This window comes from Shewanella sp. POL2 (genome assembly GCF_000282755.1).
GTDB classification, from domain to species: domain Bacteria; phylum Pseudomonadota; class Gammaproteobacteria; order Enterobacterales; family Shewanellaceae; genus Shewanella; species Shewanella xiamenensis.
Genome location: NZ_AKZL01000192.1, coordinates 1 through 1,281, shown reverse-complemented (window position 1 = coordinate 1,281; position 1,281 = coordinate 1). Strand labels below are relative to the sequence as shown.

The 1,281-nt window shown below is 41.9% G+C and carries 1 protein-coding gene and 1 rRNA gene; both read right to left on the bottom strand.

The window, feature by feature from the left end:
• Positions 1-106: 106 nt before the first annotated feature.
• A complete protein-coding gene (locus SHEWPOL2_RS21985) occupies positions 107-394 on the bottom strand; it encodes an OadG family transporter subunit (protein WP_050991426.1) in 288 nt (95 codons plus the stop codon).
• A gap of 561 nt (positions 395-955) precedes the next feature.
• Positions 956-1,071 (bottom strand): 5S ribosomal RNA (rrf, locus tag SHEWPOL2_RS21980).
• Between the last annotated feature and the right edge of the window lie 210 nt (positions 1,072-1,281).

Genomic DNA, 1,281 nt, shown 5'->3' with positions numbered 1-1,281 from the left:
AAACGCGTCGCTAAAATAGACTGATGTGCATCCCTCAAGACAACATCGGTTAACTGTAATGGCTTAGACGCCACTATCGAATTTACTCGGTTCATATGGCGCTCCATTATTTAGCCTGAGAACGATACTGCTGGACGGCTAAGCTGATCGCAGCCACCAATTTAGGCTCTAAAGTGCTTGAAGCTCCAGTTGAGCTCGCATCATTGACCTTCAACGGTTCTACTGCTTTGTGCTCTTCACGACACCACTTAGCAACCAGATTCACAGCTAATATCAATACACTTAAAAATAAATAGACCAGCCCCATCCCCAATAACATGATGCCAACAGCGTCTAATAACTGTTGCGTTAGCTCCCCTTTCACTGCCCTACCTCCTTCGCCCTTAACCAACATTCGCGTTTTAAATTAACAACCACACAACATCTGCATTGATAACAAATTTAATCGGCGAATGTAAATTGGTAAGACCAATTTACATAAGATCAGCAGCAAGTGTCTGAGGGATCCTTAGTGAACGACCGATAAAATGAATATTCGTTAATGAAACGGCAAAGCAGAAATTTTTATTGAGGAGTAATGACGAAATGAAGATACCAGCCAAGATGAAACCAAAAGCAAACATGGGCTGACAATAAGGTTCTGACTCCCCTTAAACGAGCATACGAAGAGTACAAGCTTTAAATTTACTGATTAGTCCTATAAGGACAAAAATCAAAGGGGTCTCAATGCACTAAAGTATTTAGATCAAGCAGCCATTTAAATGAATGATGCTAAAGGTGTTGGAGAATGAAGAAAACGGAGCAATGAGGGGCTCTCTGTTTACATTGCGTATGAGGCGATAAATTAAAGAAGTCAGTGATTAGAGAAGTATTTCGAAGAATAGAACGTTGAAATTCAAAACTCTAAATGCAAAAAAGCCAGCTTATTCAGCTGGCTTCCATTGTTTATTTAGGCGCTTGGCGATGACCTACTCTCACATGGGGAGACCCCACACTACCATCGGCGCGATTGCGTTTCACTTCTGAGTTCGGGATGGGATCAGGTGGGACCACAATGCTATTGTCACCAAGCAAATTCTTACTGGTTAATTCTACGTCTGACGGCATTGTTTCCTCACTCCAGTACTCATGTACTACCGTACACTTCGCCCTTCGCCCTTCGCTCGTCACGGCTTTGTCTGCCGCACAATTACCTGCGTAATTAACCTTTATTTGTTAATTTAGAAAGCTGTATTGAGTACCACTTCTTAAGTGTTCATATTCGTCTAAGTGCTACTTAGT

Coding starts and splice junctions, on each gene's coding strand:
- SHEWPOL2_RS21985 (WP_050991426.1), bottom strand. CDS start 394: ATGTTGGTTAAGGGCGAAGGAGGTAGGGCAGTGAAAGGGGAGCTAACG.